The organism is Burkholderia seminalis DSM 23518, assembly GCF_902832885.1.
Taxonomy (GTDB): Bacteria; Pseudomonadota; Gammaproteobacteria; order Burkholderiales; family Burkholderiaceae; genus Burkholderia; species Burkholderia seminalis.
The window spans coordinates 113,358-126,954 of sequence record NZ_CADFDK010000007.1 but is presented as its reverse complement, the minus strand read 5'-3'; the positions used below and the strand labels follow the sequence as shown (position 1 = coordinate 126,954).

General features: G+C 68.9%; 13 protein-coding genes. 6 read left to right on the top strand and 7 right to left on the bottom strand.

Annotated elements, in window-relative coordinates:
- The first annotated feature begins 86 nt into the window (after positions 1-86).
- Positions 87-923 (top strand): bifunctional allantoicase/(S)-ureidoglycine aminohydrolase, encoded by an 837-nt coding sequence (locus HWX00_RS22180; protein ID WP_034187727.1) that lies wholly within the window; start codon positions 87-89, stop codon positions 921-923.
- Between the two features lie 114 nt (positions 924-1,037).
- Here HWX00_RS22180 and HWX00_RS22175 read toward each other — a convergent pair whose 3' ends face one another.
- Positions 1,038-1,973: a LysR family transcriptional regulator gene (locus HWX00_RS22175; RefSeq protein ID WP_034187728.1), complete on the bottom strand. Its 936-nt coding sequence runs from the start codon at positions 1,971-1,973 to the stop codon at positions 1,038-1,040.
- A 377-nt stretch (positions 1,974-2,350) separates the two neighbouring features.
- Here HWX00_RS22175 and HWX00_RS22170 point away from each other — a divergent pair, with 377 nt between their 5' ends.
- Genes HWX00_RS22170 through HWX00_RS22160 form a run of 3 tightly spaced genes read left to right on the top strand, consistent with a single transcriptional unit; the run spans position 2,351 to position 5,169 of the window.
- Entirely contained in the window at positions 2,351-3,787 is a 1,437-nt protein-coding gene (locus tag HWX00_RS22170; RefSeq protein WP_175029329.1) for an NAD-dependent succinate-semialdehyde dehydrogenase, read from the top strand.
- Positions 3,788-3,799: 12 nt separating this feature from the next.
- Complete coding sequence (locus tag HWX00_RS22165) at positions 3,800-4,177, top strand: carboxymuconolactone decarboxylase family protein (RefSeq protein WP_034187730.1); 378 nt, start codon at positions 3,800-3,802, stop codon at positions 4,175-4,177.
- Complete coding sequence (locus HWX00_RS22160; RefSeq protein WP_034187731.1) at positions 4,174-5,169, top strand: NAD(P)H-quinone oxidoreductase; 996 nt, start codon at positions 4,174-4,176, stop codon at positions 5,167-5,169. The genes HWX00_RS22165 and HWX00_RS22160 overlap by 4 nt, the downstream gene beginning before the upstream one ends.
- Before the next feature lie 177 nt (positions 5,170-5,346).
- Here HWX00_RS22160 and HWX00_RS22155 read toward each other — a convergent pair whose 3' ends face one another.
- Positions 5,347-6,147: an aminoglycoside phosphotransferase family protein gene (locus HWX00_RS22155; RefSeq protein WP_175029330.1), complete on the bottom strand. Its 801-nt coding sequence runs from the start codon at positions 6,145-6,147 to the stop codon at positions 5,347-5,349.
- 243 nt (positions 6,148-6,390) lie between these two features.
- Between HWX00_RS22155 and HWX00_RS22150 the strand changes: the two genes are divergently transcribed.
- Positions 6,391-8,511, top strand: coding sequence for a penicillin-binding protein 1A (locus HWX00_RS22150; protein ID WP_175029331.1), 2,121 nt, complete (start codon positions 6,391-6,393; stop codon positions 8,509-8,511).
- A gap of 8 nt (positions 8,512-8,519) precedes the next feature.
- Positions 8,520-9,131, top strand: coding sequence for a trimeric intracellular cation channel family protein (locus HWX00_RS22145; RefSeq protein ID WP_049030738.1), 612 nt, complete (start codon positions 8,520-8,522; stop codon positions 9,129-9,131).
- 31 nt (positions 9,132-9,162) lie between these two features.
- Here HWX00_RS22145 and HWX00_RS22140 read toward each other — a convergent pair whose 3' ends face one another.
- The 5 genes from HWX00_RS22140 to HWX00_RS22120 form a co-directional block, all read right to left on the bottom strand.
- Positions 9,163-9,546 (bottom strand): VOC family protein, encoded by a 384-nt coding sequence (locus HWX00_RS22140; RefSeq protein ID WP_175029332.1) that lies wholly within the window; start codon positions 9,544-9,546, stop codon positions 9,163-9,165.
- Positions 9,547-9,630: 84 nt separating this feature from the next.
- Complete coding sequence (locus HWX00_RS22135) at positions 9,631-10,452, bottom strand: heme ABC transporter ATP-binding protein (protein ID WP_175029333.1); 822 nt, start codon at positions 10,450-10,452, stop codon at positions 9,631-9,633.
- 19 nt (positions 10,453-10,471) lie between these two features.
- Entirely contained in the window at positions 10,472-11,560 is a 1,089-nt protein-coding gene (locus tag HWX00_RS22130) for a FecCD family ABC transporter permease (protein ID WP_175868143.1), read from the bottom strand.
- Between the two features lie 15 nt (positions 11,561-11,575).
- Entirely contained in the window at positions 11,576-12,493 is a 918-nt protein-coding gene (locus HWX00_RS22125) for a heme/hemin ABC transporter substrate-binding protein (protein ID WP_175868142.1), read from the bottom strand.
- The gene (locus HWX00_RS22120; RefSeq protein WP_175029027.1) at positions 12,490-13,581 is read right to left on the bottom strand and encodes a hemin-degrading factor; all 1,092 of its coding nucleotides are present in this window, start codon (positions 13,579-13,581) and stop codon (positions 12,490-12,492) included. Before HWX00_RS22120 ends, HWX00_RS22125 begins: the two co-directional genes overlap by 4 nt.
- Between the last annotated feature and the right edge of the window lie 16 nt (positions 13,582-13,597).

Sequence of the window (13,597 nt, the reverse complement as noted above, 5' to 3'; positions counted from 1 at the left end):
GCCGCCGCATGCGTGCCCCACGCGCGTGCGAACCGCCCGATGCCGTTTGCGCCAGGGGCCGGACCAACCCATTGCCTGGATGCACTATGTCTAAGACAACGTATTACGCGCCGCATGGCGGCCACCCGCCGCAGACGGATCTGCTGACCGATCGCGCGATGTTCACCGAGGCGTACGCGGTGATCCCGAAGGGGGTGATGCGCGACATCGTCACGAGCTGGCTGCCGTTCTGGACGAACACGCGCCTGTGGGTGATCGCCCGCCCGCTGTCGGGTTTCGCCGAAACCTTCTCGCAGTACATCGTCGAAGTGAATCCGGGCGGCGGCAGCGACAAGCCCGAGCAGGACAAGAACGCCGAAGCCGTGCTGTTCGTCGTCGAAGGCGAGGCCGAGCTGACGCTGCAAGGCAAGCAGCATACGCTGAAGCCGGGCGGTTACGCGTTCATTCCGCCGGGCGCGGACTGGACGCTGCACAACGTCAGCGATGCCGCGGTGCGCTTCCACTGGGTGCGCAAGCACTACCAGGCCGTCGACGGCATTCCGCTGCCGGACGCATTCGTGACCAACGAGCAGGACGTCGAGCCGATCCCGATGCCGGGTACCAACGGCGCATGGGTGACGACGCGCTTCGTCGACATGAGCGACATGCGTCACGACATGCACGTGAACATCGTGACGTTCGAGCCGGGCGGCGTGATTCCGTTCGCGGAAACGCACGTGATGGAGCATGGCCTGTACGTGCTGGAAGGCAAGGCCGTCTATCGCCTGAACCAGGACTGGGTCGAGGTCGAAGCGGGCGACTTCATGTGGCTGCGCGCGTTCTGCCCGCAGGCCTGCTACTCGGGCGGCCCCGGCCGCTTCCGCTACCTGCTGTACAAGGACGTGAACCGTCACATGAACCTGTTGCTGAACCCGGCGCGCTAACGCGCCGCCACGCAGGTCGGACACGAAAGCCCGCCGGTGCAAGCCGGCGGGCTTTTCTTCATGGGTTTCCGCGAGTGTCCGGCGCGGCCCCGACCACGCCGACCGTGAAGCCGGTCATGCGACCGCGATGGCGAGTTCCTCCGCATACGCATTCAAGCGGTCACCGACCCGCACCTTCAGGACATCGATGAACCGTTTGATCTTCGCGTCGACGAACTGACGGGACGAATACACCGCATACACGTTGCGCTGGGCGGTGTGGAATTCGGGCAGGACGCGAACGAGCGATCCTTTGCGCAAATCGTCGATCGCCGAGAAGGCGGCGATCAGTCCGATCCCCGCGCCCTCCTGCAGTACCGTGGACATCGCATCCATGTCGTTGATACTGAAGTGCGATCCCGACGGACGATACACGGCCTCGCCGGCCTTGCCTTGCAGATGCCATTCGTCCGGTGCGTAATCGACCGTGCTGAGGCGCACGCACGTGTGATCGGCGAGATCTTCCACGCACTCGGGCGCCGGATGCCGCGCCAGATAATCGGGCGACGCCGCCAGAATGCAGTGGCTTGCGCCGATCTTCTGGCTCACGTACGCCGAGTCCGGCAGCGTGCGGGCAATCACGACCGCCACGTCGAGCTGCTCTTCGAGCAGATTCGGCATCCGCTGCGACAGCATGAGATCGACCGATACCTCCGGGTAGGCGCTCCGATAGGCCAGCACGGCTTGCGCAACAAGTTGGCGGCCCAATCCCGGAACCGCATGCACGCGCAATACACCACGCGGCTCCAGCAGCGCATCGCGGGCTTCCGCTTCCGCTCGTTCGATGTCCGAGAGGATCGCAACGCTGCGCTCGTAAAAACGCCGCCCCGCATCGGTCACCACGAGCCGTCGCGTCGAGCGCTGCAGCAACCGCGTGTTGAGATTGTCCTCAAGTACCGATACCGCTCGGGAAATGTTGCCGACAGTCGTATCGAGGTGGTTCGCGACAGCCGTGAAACTGCCCATCTCGACCACTTTCGCAAACACCGACATGGTGTGAACCTTGTCCATTACGCACCCTGGCTTTGAATTTTTCGTCGAATCGCCGCGTTCCGGCCCGCGCGAGCCTGTGATGATAGGGCCCGTGCCTGTTTCGTGCCGTCAGCGTGAAATCCCGTGTCGTTTTTATGCATCCTTTCAATATGCCTTCGTGCCGACGGGGCGATTTTCTCTCCACAGACAAGATTCATTCTTTCCGGCCCCTCTAAGTTGCCGCCCGCTTCACGCCTAGACTGAGTCCCGAAGTCAGGCAGTCGGAGCACCGACGTTTCGAACCCGGGCCCAGCCCGATGCGGCGGATCATCCCGACACGGCGTGGCGTGGGTTCTCCTGTCCGGCTCGCCGCGAACTTAAATTGAATCGTAATCCTAATCATAGAGGTCAATGCCATGGACATCACGTACGACGCACTTCATCTTTTCATCAACGGCGAATGGATCGACGCGGGCGGACGCGAAACGGCGCCGGTGATCAATCCCGCCACGCAAATCGAGATCGGACGCGTCCCGCTGGCGACGGCAGCCGATCTGGATCGCGCCCTGCAAGTCGCCGCCCAGGCGTTCGACGTCTGGCGCCGCACCGTGCCGGCCGCACGCGCGCGCATTCTCAAGCGCGGCGCGGAACTGATGCGCGAGCGTGCCGAGCACATCGCTACCGTCATGACGCTCGAGGAAGGCAAACCGCTGGCGGAAAGCCGCGACGAAGTCCTGCGTGCGGCCGACTACTTCGAATGGTTCGCCGAAGAGGCGCGCCGCATCGACGGCCGCGTCGTGCCGTCCAACCGCCCGGGTGTGCAACAGATCGTGAAGAAACAGGCGATCGGGCCGGTCGCCGCATTCACGCCGTGGAATTTTCCGGCGATCACCCCGGCGCGCAAGCTCTCGGCCGCACTCGCCGCCGGATGCAGCGTCATCATCAAACCCGGCGAGGAAAGCCCCGCCACGGCGCTCGCGCTGGCGCGCGCACTGGATGACGCCGGTTTGCCGAAGGGCGTGCTTCAAGTCGTATTCGGCGTGCCCGACCAGGTGTCGAAGCACCTGATCGCGTCCCCGGTCATCCGGAAGGTGACGTTCACGGGCTCGGTGCCGATCGGCCGTCTGCTGTCGGCGCGCGCGGCCGAAGGCGTCAAGCCCATCACGCTGGAACTGGGCGGCCACGGGCCCGTCCTCGTATTCAACGATGCGGATGTGGAAAAGGCCGCGGTCGAAGGCGCGGCGAATCGCTTTCGCGGCACGGGCCAGATCTGCATCTCGTCGACGCGCTTCCTGATCCAGCGCGACGTCTACGACGCGTTCGCCGGTCACTTCGTGCGTGCGGCCAACGCGCTCAAGGTCGGGAACGGCATGGAGGCCGGCACGCAGGTCGGGCCGCTGGCGAATCCGCGCCAGCTTGCCAAGATGGAGGAACTCGTCGCCGACGCGGTGGAACGTGGCGCAACGGTTCTCGCCGGCGGAAAGCGTATCGAGGGCGAAGGGTACTTCTTCGAGCCCACGGTCCTCGCCGACGTGCCGAAGGACGCGCGCGTGATGCAAGAAGAACCGTTCGGCCCGATCGCGGTGCTGATGCGCTTCGATGGCCTCGCCGACGGGCTCGCCGAAGCGAACCGGTTGCCGTACGGGCTCTCCGCCTATGCGTTCACGAGCAGTGCGCGCATGGCCATCGATGTCGCGGACGGTCTCGAGGCCGGCATGATCGGCATCAACCAGTACCGCATCGTTTCGACCGAACTGCCGTTTGGCGGCATGAAGGAAAGCGGCCACGGCTCGGAAGGCGGTGCCGAGGGCATCGAGTACTACCTCACGCACAAGTTCGTCAGCCAGGCTTGAAGGGGAATCGCCATGTCTCACGCAGATTTCGGCAGCCCGCGGGAAGCCGCACGCGCCTTTACGCCGACGCTCTCGGCATTCGTCGACGACACGCTCTATCCGCGGATCTGGAGCGATCCGGCGCTCTCGCCGCGCGACCGCAGCCTCGTGACCGTCGCCGCGCTGATCGCGGGGGGCCATCTCGACGAGTTGCCGGCGCACCTGCGCCGCGCGTTGACGAACGGCGTAACGCGCGAAGAACTCGCCGCGGCGATCACTCACCTCGCGTTCTATGCGGGGTTCCCCGCGGCGATCTCGGCATCCGCCGCGGCGCAGGCGACGCTTGGCGCACCAACCCGGTCCGACGATTTCGCCGGCCATTCATCCACGACGCAGGAAGGTTCGAAATGAAAGCCATCACATTCAACGAATTCGGCGAGGCCGAGGTTCTCCAGCTCGCCGAGGTCCAGGCACCCGAGGTTCGTCCCGACGATCTGCTGGTACGCGTCCATGCCGCGGGCGTGAATCGCGCGGATCTGACGCATCGGCGAGGCGGATACGGCCGGCCGAACTTCGGCGACTCGACGATCATGGGGCTCGAAATCGCCGGCGAGGTGATCGAGACCGGACCTGCCGTGCAGGGTTACAAGGTCGGCGATCGTGTCATGGGCGTCGTGGGCGGCGGGGCCTATGCGGAACTGGCGCGCATCGACTGGAGAATGGCGATGCCCATTCCGGCGACGATCGACTACGTGCATGCGGCTGCCATACCGGAAGTCTTCGTCACCGCGCACGAAGCGTTGTTGCATCTTGGCCGCTTGCAGCGCGGCGACTCGGTGCTCATTCATGCCGCGGCGGGCGGGGTCGGTTCCGCGGCGGTCCAGTTGGCCTATGCAACCGGTGCGACGATATTCGCGACTGCCGAAGCTTCGAAGCTGGAACGGATCGTTCAACTGGGTGTGGACCATGCGATCGACTACAAGACGCAGGATTTTTCGGAAGTCGTAGCCAGCAGGACGGACAAACGCGGTGTCGATGTCGTGATCGATTTCGTGGGCGCGCCGTATTTTTCCCGGAATGTCGCGTCATTGGCAAACGGCGGCCGGCTGGTGCAGGTCGGCATACTCGGCGGCGGCGGTGACGTGAGCGTGGGTCTCGAACAGATCCTGTACCGTCATCTGCAAATCATCGGCACGGTGATGAAGTCGCGCGACCCGCGCGAGAAACACGCGATGGTGCGGCGGTTTCGCGAACATTGGCTGGACCGCTTCGCGGGCGGGGCAGGCCTGGAGCCGGTCGTCGACAGCGTGTTTCCGCTCGCCGATGCCGCGGCCGCTCATCGACGGATGGAGTCGGCCGTGAACGTGGGCAAGATCATCCTGACGATGAACGAAAACAGCTGACGTGACGCTTGTTCACGTCGCATGCCGGCGCATGAAGCCGTCCGGCAGTTGCGTGGAGCGAAGCGGCCCCTCGGCGCAACCAGCGCGAGCGACCGCTTCCGGCCGGATACCGGTTGTCCTCGCCGCTTTCCCTTGGAAATCCGGTATGGACCCGCTCTTCACGGTCGGGGCGTATTGCTACAGGCCGAGCGCGATTGCCGCGAGTTGCGCAACCTGCAGCCGCGTATCGGGCGGCAGGCCGTCTTCCATCAACCATACGGCCGACAGGCCCGACCACGCGAGAATCCATTGCAGCAGCCGCTGCCGGTCGAGTTGCGCGGCGTCGGTCACGAGCGCGACGCGCCGCTCGAAACGCGCGGGATCGACCGCGATGTCGTGCGCGGGATTGCAGAACAGGTTCGCGTAGTCGAACGTGCGCTCGCCGCGCAGCCCCTTCGGGTCGATCGCGAGCCAGCCGCGATCGCCGAAATGCAGGAGGTTGCCGTGATGGATGTCGCCGTGCAGGACGACTTCGTCGACGGTCGGGGCGGTTTCGGTCAGCAGCTGGCGTGCGACCGCGGCCGAGCGGCGCAGCACGTCGTCGCCCGCGTCACGCGACAGCCATGCATGGAACCACTCGTGCAGCGGCACGACCGGCGGCAACCGCGGCGCACGATGCGCGTGCAGCCGCGCGACGACGTTGCAGGCGATGCGTATCGTGTCGTCGTCGTGGCCCGCTGCCGACAACGCGGTGAGCGTCGGCGCCGGCTGCGCGCGTTCGAGCAGGATCGCGTCGCCGTCGTGCAGCCACACGCGGGCGGCGCCTTGCCCGTGCCACCAGGCCATCAGTGCATTGCCGCGCCGCTCCTCGTCGCAGGTGGCGACCTTCAGCATCGCGGGCCGGCCCTGCCAGACCACGGGCAGCAGGCCGCCGCTCGCGGTCAGGATCGCGCCGCCGTCGGGAACGAGGCCCCACAGGCCAAGGTATCGATCGAACATCACACGATGGTACAAGCGAACCGGAGCGCGTGCCGCGTGCGCGCTGCGGCGACGATACGCCGCAGGCCCGCACATGCCGCGCGGAAGGCTTCCGGCGCGCTTTCCTGAATAAAATTTAGCCTGCCAAACTTTGGCTAAAGAATGTTCCGGTTTCGGGTGATCCCTTCGACAATGCGCGCCTTCCGTGAACGGTCGACGCTCCTCTCGCGCCGGCCGTCGCGGGCACTGAAGAAGGAGCCCGACATGACCGACCACACCGCCAACCCGCCACCGCCACCCGCCCCGCCGCCGCGCCGCGGACGCGTGTGGCGCACGCTCGCGGGCGTGCTGCTGGGCCTGACGCTTGCGTGCGCGGGCATCGTCGTTTGGACGATCAATCGCATCTGGACGCAACTGCCGTCCGTCGAGCATCTGGCCGTCTATCGTCCCGCGCTGCCGCTGCGGATTTTCTCGCGCGACGGCGACCTGCTGGCCGAATACGGCGTCGAGCGGCGCGAGTTCGTGCCGCTCGAACGCATCCCGCCGCTGATGCGGCACGCGCTGCTCGCGGCCGAGGACGCGAAGTTCTACGCGCACGGCGCGGTCGATGTCGGCGGCCTCGCGCGCGCGACGTTCGCGAACGTCGTGACGGGGCAGCCCGGGCAGGGCGGCAGCACGATCACGATGCAGGTCGCGCGCAACTTCTACCTGACGCGCGACAAGGTGCTGAGCCGCAAGCTCGCCGAGATCCTGATGGCCGCCAAGCTCGAGCGCGAGTACAGCAAGGACAAGTTGCTCGAGCTGTACATGAACGAGATCTACCTGGGCGAGCGCGCGTACGGTTTCGCGGCCGCCGCGAACGTGTATTTCGGCAAGCCGCTCGACGCGCTGAGCGCGGGCGAAGCGGCCGTGCTCGCGGGGCTGCCGAAGGCGCCCTCCGCGTTCAACCCGGTCGTCAACCCGGCGCGCGCGACCGCGCGGCGCGACTACGTGCTCGGCCGCATGCATGCGCTCGGCCAGCTCGACGACGCGACGTATCGCGCGGCCGTCGATGCGCCGATCGTGCTGGCGACCACGCCGCCGCCGGGGATCGTCGCGGCGCCGTACGTCGCCGAGCGCGCACGCCGGATGATGGTCGAGCGGTTTCACGACGACGCTTACACGCTCGGCCTCGACGTGACGACGACGATCTCGATGCGCGACCAGCGCGCGGCCGAAGCGGCGCTCGAGCGCACGCTGAACCGGCAGCCGCGCGCGAAGCGCGATGCGCGCAATGGGCTCGAGGGCGCGCTCGTGTCGCTCGATGCGGCAACCGGCGACATGCTGGCACTGGTCGGCGGCGCGAATTTCAATCGCAACGTGTTCGACCATGCGCTGCAGGCGTATCGCCAGCCGGGCTCGAGCTTCAAGCCGTTCGTCTATTCGGCGGCGTTGGAGAAGGGCTACTTCCCGGGCGTGCTGGTCGACGACACGCAGCGCACGCTCACGCGCGCGGAAACCGGAGCGCAGCCGTGGCGGCCACGCAATTTCGGCAACCGCTACGAGGGCTTCATCCCGGTGCGGCGGGGGCTCGTGCGCTCGAAGAACCTGGTCGCGGTCAGCCTGATGCAGGCCACCGACGCGCGTTACGTGCAGCAGCATGCGGTGCGTTTCGGTTTCGACGCGCAGCGCAATCCGGCGTCGCTGCCGCTCGCGCTCGGCGCGGGCGCCGTGACGCCGCTCGAACTCGCGAGCGCCTACAGCGTGTTCGCGAACGGCGGCACGCGGATGGAGCCGCGCTTGATCCTGTCGGTGAAACAGCGTCACGGCGGCGCGATGTACGAGGCGACCGCGCCGTCGGGCGAGCGCGTCGTCTCGGCGCGCAACGCGTTCGTGATGGACAGCATGCTGCGCGACGTCGTGCGCGCCGGCACCGCGCGCGGCGCGCTCGCGCTGCGCCGCGACGACGCGGCCGGCAAGACGGGCACGTCGAACGGGTCGAAGGACGTATGGTTCGCCGGCTACTCGTCGGGCATCGTCGCGGTCGCGTGGCTCGGCTACGACACGCCGCGCCCGATGGGGCGCGCGACCGGCGCGACGCTCGCGCTGCCGGTCTGGCTCGACTACATGAAGACGGCCGTCGACGGGCGCACGTCGGTCGACGCGACGCCGCCGCAGGACGTCGCGCTCGTCGATGGCGACTTCGTCTACGCCGAATACGCGCACGGTGCCTGCACGGCCGACGTGCCGGCGTATATTCGCAGCCGCTTCGCGTGCGGCGGCGCGCCGGCAACCGACAAGCCCGACGCGCCGGGCGACAGCGGCAAGCCCGACGAGCCGATGCCCGCGGCTGTCGATGCGGCCGAGCGCGAACGTGTGCTCGACCTGTTCCGGACCGACGACTGACGCGCGCCATGCATACGCTTTATCTGATTGCGATCGTCGCGGAAGCGATGTCGGGGGCGCTGATGGGCATGCGCCGCGGGATGGACCGTTTCGGGCTCGCGCTCGTCGGCGCGGTGACGGCGCTCGGCGGCGGCACCGTGCGCGACGTGCTGCTCGGCCACTATCCGCTCGGCTGGATCGCGCATCCGGAGTATCTGGTGATCACGCTGGTCGCGGCGACCGTCGCGTCGTGGGCCGCGCGGCACGTCGCGCGGATGAAGACGCTGTTCGTCACCGTCGATGCGATCGGCCTCGCGGCGTTCACGATCATCGGCTGCGACGTCGGCGCGTCGACCGGCATCGCGCCGATCATCGTCGTGCTGGCCGGCGCGATCACGGGCGTGTGCGGCGGGATGCTGCGCGACCTGCTGTGCAACGAGATGCCGCTGATCCTGCGCGAGGAGCTCTATGCAAGCGTCGCGTTCGTCACCGGTGCGCTGTACGTCGGCATGCCACATCTCGGCATCGACGCGGATGTCGCGACGATCGTCGCGCTCGCGGCCGGGTTCTCGATGCGGATGCTCGCCGTGCGGCTCGGCTGGAAGATGCGGACGTTCGGCGCGGCGGACCTGGAGCACTGAGCGCTCGCGGCCGCGCCGGCCGGGACGGCGTTCAGTCGGGCTGCATCATCTGAAAGACGTTTCCTTCCGGATCGATGCCGTCGACCATCCGGTACGGGAAGCCGTCGTAGCGCTTGAGATCGCGCACGGCCACGCCGTCGCGGGCGAGCCGGTCGCGATGCGCGTCGATATCGGCATCGATCCGGAAGACGAGCTTGACGTGACGGGTGCCGGCGTTCGCGTGCGCGGGCACGGCCGCGTGGCGGAACGCCGGGCCGGCCCGATGCAGCGCGAGTTCGACCGCACCGGCGTCGAGCACGACCCATTCGCCGTCGATCTCCTCGATGACGGGCAACGCGAAATACCGCCGGTAGAACGCTTTCAGCAACGCGACGTCGTGGACGTACAGGATGATGCGAGTCATCGGAACGGGCATGGGGCGCCTCGAAGGAAAGGGGCAAACGATCTCGAATGAAAGCGGCGGACGATGGCGGGGCATCGAGCCGTGCGGCGCCCGGCGCTACGCGGGCACCATCACCGGCGGCGCACCGTCGCCGGTGTCCACCATCTTTACCGCGAATCCATAGCATTGCGCGATATGCGCGGGCGTCATCACGTCGCGCGGTGCGCCGTGCGCGACGATCGTGCCGTCGGCGAGCATCGCGATCGTATCCGCGTGCCGCGCGGCGAGGTTCGGATCGTGAACGATCGCGAGCACGCCGAGCTGCCATTCGCGTGCAACCGCGCGCACGGTGTCGAGCAGGCGATGCTGGTGCGCGAGATCGAGCGCGGCGGTCGGCTCGTCGAGCAGCAGGTAGCGCGGGCCGCGTTCCGCTGCGTCGTCGTCCGGCCACAGCTGCGCGAGTACGCGGGCGAACTGCACGCGTGCGAGCTCGCCGCCCGACAGCGTCGTCACGTCGCGGCCGACGAGCGCATCGGCGCCCGCGCGTTCGAGCGCATGCCACGCGATGTCGCGATCGCGGTGCGACGTCGCGCCGCTGCGTCGCGCATGCGGATAGCGGCCGAGCAGCACGATTTCGTCGACGCTGAACGGGAACGCCGGCTGCGCGGCCTGCGGCAGCACCGCGCGCAGGCACGCGAGCCGCGGCGCGTCGATGCATTGGAGCGGCTCGCCGTTCAGCGTGACGTCGCCCGTCACGCGCACGCCGTTCGGCGCGATGCTGCCGGTCAGTTCGCCGGCGAAGGTTTTCAGCAGCGTGCTCTTGCCCGCGCCGTTGCGGCCGAGCAGCGCGGTCACGCGGCCGGGTTCGATCGACAGCGACAGGTCGCGCAGGATCGCGTGGTGCCGGCGGGCGACGTCGAGGTGGTGGGCGGTCAGCATGGTCGTCGTGAGGAAGGGATTACCCGCCGAGCGCGCCGCGGCTCTTCCACAGCAGCGCGAGGAAGAACGGTGCGCCGAGCAGCGCGGTCAGCACGCCGAGCGGAATGTCGGCCGGCGCGGCGACGGTGCGCGCGGCGAGATCGGCGGCGAGCGTCAGCAACGCGCCGAGCAGGGCGGCGCCGGGCAGCACGATGCGCTGGTCGGGGCCGCACGCGAGCCGCACGCAATGCGGCGCGACGAGCCCGATGAAGCCGATGATGCCCGCGCACGAGACGAGCGCGCCGACCGCGAGCGCGACCGCGACGAGCACACGCCGCTTCAGCCGCTGCACGGGCACGCCGAGATGCAATGCCTCGGTTTCGCCGAGCTGCAGTGCGTTCAGCGCGTCGCGTTCGCGCGCGAGCAGCACGCAGCCGATCGCAACGCATGGCACGACGGCCGCCAGCGCGGGCCATTGCGCGCCGCCGAGGCTGCCGAGGCTCCAGAAGGTCAGCGAGCGCAACTGCGCGTCGTCGGCGACGAACGTGAGCAGGCCGATCGCCGCGCCGGCCAGCGCGTTGATCGCGATGCCGGCGAGCAGCAGCAGCGGCAGCGCGAGCCGGCCGCGCGACGCGGCGAGCCGATAAACGAGCGCGGCGACCGCGAGCGCGCCCACGAACGCGGCGACGGGCAGCGCGGCCGCGCTCACGTGCGCGGCAAAGAGCGCGGGGCCGAGCACGATCATCGTCGTCGCGCCGAGCGCGGCGCCGCTCGACACGCCGACGAGGCCCGGATCGGCGAGCGGATTGCGGAACAGCGCCTGCATCGCGGCACCGGTCGCGCCGAAGCCGCCGCCGACCAGCAGCGCGAGCGCGACGCGCGGCGCGCGGATGTCGAGCAGCACCGCGCGCGCCTGCTGCGCGGCGGCATCGCCGCTCAGGGCGGCCCAGGCCTCCGCGAGCGGAATGCGATACGCGCCGACGCACAGCGCGACGACGGACATCGCGCACACGAGCACGGCGAGCGCGGCGAGGGTGAACGGCGCCAGGCGGCGCGACGTGCCGACGCGCGCGGCGCCGGCGCGCGAGGCGGGCGACGGCGCGGAGAAGGGCGAAGCGTGAGCGGGCATCGAGATGATCCGGAATCAGGCGAGCGCATCCGACAGGCGTCGGTGCAGGGTCGTGACGGCGAGCGGCAGGCGCGGGCCGAAGCCGAGCAGCAACAGCGCGTCGAGCGACACCACGCGCCGCGCGCGGCCGGCCGGCGTCGCACCGAAACCCGGCGTTGCCAGTAGCGCGGCGCGACCGCCGACGGCGGCCAGCCCTTCGTCGGAGATCAGCACGACGTCGGGCGCGGCGGCCGCGAGTGCCTCGGTCGTCAGCGGCTTGTAGTGATCGAAGCCCTGCATCGCGTTGCGCGCGCCCGCATAGCGGATCATTGCGTCGGCGGCCGTGCGCTGGCCGGCGACGAGCGCCTGGTTGCCGGTATGGTTCAGCACGAACAGCACGCGCGGCGGTTGCACGCCGGCAGGCGCGCGCGCGGCGACCGCGTCACGCGCGGCCTGCCAGTCGCGCTCGAAACGTTGCAGCAACGCGGTGCCGGCCTCGCGCACGTCGAGCGCCTGCGCGATGCCCGTGATCTTCGCGCGCACCGATTCGACGTCGTGGCGTTCGTCGAACGTCGTGATCGTGACGCCGGCGCTTTTCACCTGCGCGATCGCGGTGGGCGGGCCGGCTTCCGCCGACGCGAGCACGAGATCGGGGCGCAGCGACAGCAGCCCTTCGGCCGACAGCGCGCGCTGGTAGCCCACTTTCGGCAAACGCTTCGCGGCGTCGGGATACGTGCAGGTCGTGTCGGCGCCGACGAGCCGGTAGCGTGGCGTCTCGGCACCGCCGAGCGCGAACGCGGTTTCCGCGAGCGCGCCGCCGATCACGACCACGCGCTTCGGGGCGGCCTGCGCAGCCTGGGCGAGCACGCTGCCGGGCAGCACGCCCGCGAGCGCGCCGGCCGCCGCGCCCGCGAGCACGGCGCGGCGGCGCGGATCGAACGGCCGCGCGCTCACCGCGCGCCCCCGCGTGCGGCCGCCGGCAGCGTCGCGACGAGCGCACGCCAGTCGTCGCGTTCGACCTTGCCCGGCTTGCGTTCGCCGAACAGCAGCGCGACGTGGTCGCCCTGCCGGTCGAACAGTTCGAGCGACGTGACGATGCCGTCGCTCGTCGGTTTCTTCACGACCCAGGCGGCGGCGATCAGGTCTTCGCGGACATGCAGGTTGAAGCCGGGGTCGAGCACGTTGATCCATGCGCCGACCTCGCGCACGTTCGCGACGGGACCCGTGTGGATCTGGATCATCCCCGCGTTGCCGACAAACACCATGATCGGCTGGCCGCTTTGTGCCGCCCGCTGAAGCACGTGGCGCAGCGCGTGCGCGGTTTCGACCGGATATGCATGGTGCGGCTCGGCGAGACGCAGCGCCTGCATGCGGCTCACGCCGAAGCGCTGCGTGATGCCGAAGAACTGGTGCGTGTCGGTCATCGCTTCCCACGCGGCGCGGAAGCCCGCGACGTCGATCTCGGTGTCGGCACGCTCGGGTGTTTTCGGTGCGGCGGGCGCGACGTCGAGGCCCGGCTCCTGCGACGGCGCACGCCAGCGTTCGACGAACGCGTCGTACGCGGCGTGGTCGCTGTGCGCGCGCAGGTACACCTTGTGGATCGCATGGCCTTGCGCGTCGAAGAACTGCAGGCTCTTCAGCGGGCCGTGCGCGGTTTCGTCGCGCACCGCGAACGCCGACACCCAGTGACGATAGAAGATGCGCAGGTCGATGTCGCCGAGCGCGAGGCCGACCGGGCCGTCGTGGCTCATCTGCGCATATTCGCCGTCCTTCTCGTGGACGGCCGTGTCGTTGCGCGTGAGCGCCATCACGCGGCCGAGGCGCGGCATTTCCTCGAACATCGCCGGGAAGCGCGCGTCGAGCCGCACGACGTGCTCGCCGACGAACGCGGCAAGCGCCTCGCCTTCGCTGACGCCGAGCGCCTGGGCGACGTCGCGGTTGCGCAGCTGACGCTCGGTCTTGAGCTTGATGAATGCGTCGCGCAGCGCGGCGGCCGCACGGGCCGGGCCGGCCGATTGACCGGGAAGGGCGGATTGCATCATGTCGGACTCCTTCAAG

Excerpts from the sequence above, each read along its gene's own strand:
- HWX00_RS22180 (WP_034187727.1), top strand. The coding sequence starts at position 87 with ATGTCTAAGACAACGTATTACGCGCCGCATGGCGGCCACCCGCCGCAG.
- HWX00_RS22175 (WP_034187728.1), bottom strand. The coding sequence starts at position 1,973 with ATGGACAAGGTTCACACCATGTCGGTGTTTGCGAAAGTGGTCGAGATG.
- HWX00_RS22170 (WP_175029329.1), top strand. The coding sequence starts at position 2,351 with ATGGACATCACGTACGACGCACTTCATCTTTTCATCAACGGCGAATGG.
- HWX00_RS22165 (WP_034187730.1), top strand. The coding sequence starts at position 3,800 with ATGTCTCACGCAGATTTCGGCAGCCCGCGGGAAGCCGCACGCGCCTTT.
- HWX00_RS22160 (WP_034187731.1), top strand. The coding sequence starts at position 4,174 with ATGAAAGCCATCACATTCAACGAATTCGGCGAGGCCGAGGTTCTCCAG.
- HWX00_RS22155 (WP_175029330.1), bottom strand. The coding sequence starts at position 6,147 with ATGTTCGATCGATACCTTGGCCTGTGGGGCCTCGTTCCCGACGGCGGC.
- HWX00_RS22150 (WP_175029331.1), top strand. The coding sequence starts at position 6,391 with ATGACCGACCACACCGCCAACCCGCCACCGCCACCCGCCCCGCCGCCG.
- HWX00_RS22145 (WP_049030738.1), top strand. The coding sequence starts at position 8,520 with ATGCATACGCTTTATCTGATTGCGATCGTCGCGGAAGCGATGTCGGGG.
- HWX00_RS22140 (WP_175029332.1), bottom strand. The coding sequence starts at position 9,546 with ATGCCCGTTCCGATGACTCGCATCATCCTGTACGTCCACGACGTCGCG.
- HWX00_RS22135 (WP_175029333.1), bottom strand. The coding sequence starts at position 10,452 with ATGCTGACCGCCCACCACCTCGACGTCGCCCGCCGGCACCACGCGATC.
- HWX00_RS22130 (WP_175868143.1), bottom strand. The coding sequence starts at position 11,560 with ATGCCCGCTCACGCTTCGCCCTTCTCCGCGCCGTCGCCCGCCTCGCGC.
- HWX00_RS22120 (WP_175029027.1), bottom strand. The coding sequence starts at position 13,581 with ATGATGCAATCCGCCCTTCCCGGTCAATCGGCCGGCCCGGCCCGTGCG.